The organism is Gammaproteobacteria bacterium (assembly GCA_013696315.1).
Taxonomy (GTDB): Bacteria; Pseudomonadota; Gammaproteobacteria; order JACCYU01; family JACCYU01; genus JACCYU01.
Genome location: JACCYU010000240.1, coordinates 1 through 4,807, shown reverse-complemented (window position 1 = coordinate 4,807; position 4,807 = coordinate 1). Strand labels below are relative to the sequence as shown.

The window sequence follows — 4,807 nt, the reverse complement described above, 5'->3', positions numbered from 1 at the left end:
CCATTACGGTCAGCGCGCCGAACAGAGCGCTGTACTGAAACAGCGCACCCATGCGCCGCCGCAGCGGCAAGGTGTACGCTTCTGGATGGTGCGCCGTGTCGATGTCCAGCACTCGTACCGAGCCGGTATCCGGCGTCTGCAGCAGCAACATGTCGCGCAACAAGGTGGACTTGCCGCTGCCGCTGCCGCCCACGATCGCCAGGATCTCGCCGCGATAGACGCACAGACTGATGCGGTCGTGCACCAGCCGGTCGCCGTAGCGCGTCGTCACCTCATCGAGTTCGACCACCACTTCGCGGTCAGCATCCGTCTGCGACGTCTCCGAATGCGCGTTCGTCAACGATGAGCTGGGTATAGGCACGCGTAGCCTCAGATTCCGAGCACGCTGAAGATGACCGAAAAAGTCGCGTCCACCACCAGCACCAGGAAAATAGACTGCACCACGCTCCTCGTCGTCTGGCGGCCCACGCTCTCCGCGCTGCCGGCGACGCGAAATCCCTGATAACAGCCCACGGTGGCGATGATAAGCGCGAACACCGGGGCCTTGCCGATGCCGATCACAAACGACTCGACGTCCACCGCGTAAGCCAGCCGGTCGATGAACGCCGCGAAGCTGATGTCAAGCGCCAGCCACGCCATTATCATCCCGCCCAGGATGCCCAGGATATCGGCGTATACAGTGAGCAACGGCAGCGCGATCGTCAGGGCCAGGACCTTGGGCAGCACCAGCACTTCCATGGGCGTGATGCCAATGGTGCGCAGTGCGTCGATCTCCTCGGTGACTTTCATGGTGCCGATCTGCGCCGTGTACGCCGAACCGGTGCGCCCGGCGACGATGATGGCCGTGATCAGTGGCGCAAGCTCGCGCAACATCGCCAGCCCCACCAGATCAGCGACGAAGAGACTGGCGCCGTAATCCTCCAGCGGCACGCCGCCCTGATACCCGATGACGATGCCGAGCAGGAACGACAGCAGGCCGACGATGGGTAGCGCGGCCACGCCGGCCGCCTGCAGATTGTTGAGGATCATCCTCCAGCGGATGCGCGCGGGCTTCAAGACAAGTGCGCCGGCGGCGCAGGCCAGTTCACCGACGAACGCCGTATAGCCCGTACCTTGCTGAAGGTGTGCTACGGTCGCTTGGCCGAGACCATGTAACGCACCTGGCTTCGCGGTGCGCGGGCGCTCGCCGGGTGCGTGCTTCGAGACCAGATCCAGCATCGCCCTGACGTTGTCCGATGCGCCCTGCAAAGTGACTTGCGCACCTTGCTCAGTCAAGCGCAACTGGCTGCGATACAAGAGCCACGCGCCGGTCGTGTCCATAGCCGCTACCGCGCGCAGGTCGAAGCGAAAATGCTCCGCGCGCGGCGCGCGCAGTTCGGCGAGCCGCTTTTCCACGTGCCGCAGTCGCAGCGAAGTCCAGGCACCGGCGCACTCGGCGCCGTTATCGTCGAGGCGCAGGCTCGCCTGCTCTTCCCCTGCGATGGCCATCATGTTTCGTCGCCCGGCGGCGCATCCTGCTTCGGACTGTCGGGCCGATCGTGCGGCGGGGCGCCGCCCAGCCAGCTGTCCACGCGTATGTCGTGCAGTGGGTAGGGCAGTTGGATACCCGCCTTGTGGAAAGCGGCGTCGATGGCGAGGTTAACGTCACTGGAAACGATGGAGCGCTCCTGCACGTTGCGGATGAAAAACCGCAGCTCGAACTCCAGCGCGGTGGCGCCAAAGCGCACGAACAGCGCCTGCGGCGGCGGCAAGCTGCCATCCCTGACCGGCGCCGGGTGGGCGTTCGCCACTGCCAGGAGCGTTTTCCTGACCAGCGCCGCGTCGCTGCCATACGCCACGCCTACCGGCACAATCACGCGCCCGCGCACGTCGCGCAGCGTCCAGTTGGTGACCTGATCCGAGATCAGCTGCGAGTTCGGCACAATCACGTCAGCCAGATCGAAAGTGAGGATCTGGGTGGAACGGATGCTAATGCGCTTGACGATGCCCTGCGTCTGCGTGGTGCCGACCACCACCCAGTCGCCGACGCGGATCGGGCGCTCGAACAGCAGAATCAACCCGGAGACGAAGTTATTGACAATGTTCTGTAAACCGAAGCCGATACCGACCGACAGCGCGCCGGCGATGATCGCCAGATTCTTGAAATCCACACCAGCCACGGTGAGCGCGATGAAACCCGCTAGCGCGGCGCCGACATAACCGCTGATGGTGACCGCGGCGTCGCGCGCGCCGTGTTCCAGCCGCGTCTTGCGCAACCAGCGTTCATCGAGCTGCTTTTTGAACCAGGCCGCCAAGGACAACAGCAGCGCGAACAGCGCCAGCGCCATCAACAGCTGGCTGGGTACGACGGTCACCGGGCCGACGACAAAGCCTTCCGTGATATAGCGCGCGATCGCATCCTGACCCTGCGCTGACAAGCCCCACACGCGTAGCAGGAACAACAGCAACCCGCCCCAGAGCGCCACGGTGGTAAGCACCCGCAGCCACACCAGACCAGGCATATGTTCGCCGCTGCTCAGGCCGAAACGCGCGCGCAACTGCTGCTGCCACGGGTTACGCCCTTCATCTACGCCATCGAACACGTCGGTCAGCAGGCTGGTGATCAGCCAGGCGATACCCAGTCCCAACAGGCTGAAAGCGATGCCGCCGACAAGGTAGTCGGTCAGATGGTGATACCCGACCCATTCCGCGATCAAACCGCCGATCAGTATCACGGTCACGATGGGCCTGAACAGACCTATCTTGCGGTCGTTTTGCAGGCTCAAGGCCAGCCACACCGTCCAGATCAGGCTGAGAATAAACAGTGGCGCCAGTGCCGCGCGCAACAGCACCAGCAACGGCTCGGCAAGACCCTGGACAAACGGGCCCTGGAAAATCGCCACGCACACGGCGGCAATCGACATCAGCAACCGCAGGGAATACCAGAAACGCTTGCTGCGGGCGGTGTCGATGGGCAGATAATGGCGGGCAGGGCGGGGCGGGCTGAACAGGCTGCGGCTGATGAGTATCACCAGCACAAGAATGCTGATTGCAAAGCTGGTGATCGCCAGCTGCGACCAGGGCTGCGCTTCGGCCGACACGGCCAGCCAGAAGCCGCTCCAGCCGGACGACACCAGCAGTTCGGGCATGTAGCGGGCGATAGAGCTCGCGAACGCGACCGCGGCCTCGCCCGACATGTCCTCGGAGGGCGAGCGCGCAGCCAGGCGGTCACGCAATTGCCGCTGCCCGTAAAGCCCCGCCGCCAGCAGTCCCGCCGTAAGTGCGACGAACAACGAGAGGTGCCAGGCGTCCAGGTACGCAAGCCCGCTGTTGCGGAATTCCAGACCGGTCAATGCCGCCAGCCAGTCCACGCGCGCTTCGCCGCCGATCAGTAACGCGAATACGTTGAGCGAGCGCGATGTCAGGCGATCCTGCAGTTCCTGCTCCTGCAGCCGATCGATCTCGGCAAGTACCGCGTCGCTGTTGACCAGCAGCAGCTTGCAGCCGGCCAGACTTTCTTGCTGTTTGGCGCGCTCCGCCTCGAGCTTGGCGCGCGCAGCGTTGACGGGATCGCTGCCTTCGACGCTGGCGGGGCCGAGCGTTTTTATATCACCCTGGAGCGTTTCCAGCTGCGCTTCAAGGCGGTCGATACAATCGCGCGCCGTGCGCCGATACTGAGACGCCTGCGTGCGCGTCGAGTCGGTAAATTCTTCGGTCGGCGTGCGGGTCTGAAGCTCGGAACTCAGATCCTCAATGGCCTGTTGCGCGCTCTCGATCGAGCCCGGGGCCTCCGTCTGCGCCAGCGCGGACGCGGCGACGGCCAACCACAACGCCAGCACAAAACCATGACTCAGCCTGGCGGCTGCTGAAACAACGGGCATACGGCTTTATAGAATTATCGTGGGAACCGCGAAACGCGATTTTAGCCCGTATCGCGCGTGCGTCGAGAAATAATTTCCGGGTGCATACGCGCCAGTCGGCCAGAACAAGCAAGGCTTCACTCGGCTGTTGTCTACCTCTGTACCGGTTGCAGCCATCGGCGGAATTCGCCGGAGGCCGCGAGCCATTGAGTCCAGGCTCGCCATAACTGACCCTTGAGTTCGATGGCGCGCGCGCGTGTGGCAAGCGCCTGCCGGGTCTGCACAAGATATTCCGCGCCGTTCAGTTCACCGGCCTGCCATAGCTTTTGCAGTAGGGACAGTTGCGCTTGCAGGCTCTGGCTGCCGGTCTCCCGCCATGCGCGCCACGCCTGCGTGGTGAGCTTCAGCCGTGACGCCGCACCGTTAAGGCGCGCACGCGCCAGCCGGTGAACGTGATACGCCAGCCGTTGCGCGCGAATCAGCCCGGCATTGGCGACATCGACTTCGGCGCGGAAGTCATTACGCAGATAAAGCGGCACCGACAGCGACACGCCAGCCAGCAGGCTGCTGTCTTCCTGCCCGCCGCGCAGACTCAAGGTGGGATCGGGCCGCGTATGGCGGTCGCGCGCGTCGATGAGCGCGCGGGCAGCCGCCATCCTCATGCGCTGGGCGCGCACCTGGGGCAGGCGGCTGAGATAGCGGCCGGCATGCAGGTCCCTGTGCGGGACGCCTATCCACGTAGCCTCAAGCGATGGCCAGGAGCCGGGCGCGGCGCTGGCCATCGCGGCGACCGCCTGCGCGGCCGACACGCGGCGGATTGCGCTCTGCGAAAGCTGCAGCCGCGCCTCCACCAGCGCAAGGCGGGCGAGATTAAGCTCTACCTGTCCGAGAACGCCAGCGCGGCTGCGCTGCTCGGCAAGCGCCGCGAACTGCCGCATCAGCGCCACACGGCGGCGTGCGTTACGTTC

Annotated in this window: 4 protein-coding genes; all 4 read right to left on the bottom strand. The window is 64.7% G+C overall.

What is annotated here, in order from left to right; all coding sequences use genetic code 11:
• On the bottom strand, positions 1–340 hold a 340-nt coding region (locus H0V34_14065), incomplete at its 3' end, for an ATP-binding cassette domain-containing protein (GenBank protein MBA2492759.1).
• Between the two features lie 29 nt (positions 341–369).
• Positions 370–1,491: an MlaE family lipid ABC transporter permease subunit gene (locus H0V34_14060; protein MBA2492758.1), complete on the bottom strand. Its 1,122-nt coding sequence runs from the start codon at positions 1,489–1,491 to the stop codon at positions 370–372.
• Positions 1,488–3,860, bottom strand: coding sequence for a mechanosensitive ion channel (locus tag H0V34_14055; GenBank protein ID MBA2492757.1), 2,373 nt, complete (start codon positions 3,858–3,860; stop codon positions 1,488–1,490). Before H0V34_14055 ends, H0V34_14060 begins: the two co-directional genes overlap by 4 nt.
• Before the next feature lie 131 nt (positions 3,861–3,991).
• Positions 3,992–4,786: a TolC family protein gene (locus tag H0V34_14050; GenBank protein MBA2492756.1), complete on the bottom strand. Its 795-nt coding sequence runs from the start codon at positions 4,784–4,786 to the stop codon at positions 3,992–3,994.
• Between the last annotated feature and the right edge of the window lie 21 nt (positions 4,787–4,807).

Excerpts from the sequence above, each read along its gene's own strand:
- H0V34_14060 (MBA2492758.1), bottom strand. The coding sequence starts at position 1,491 with ATGATGGCCATCGCAGGGGAAGAGCAGGCGAGCCTGCGCCTCGACGAT.
- H0V34_14055 (MBA2492757.1), bottom strand. The coding sequence starts at position 3,860 with ATGCCCGTTGTTTCAGCAGCCGCCAGGCTGAGTCATGGTTTTGTGCTG.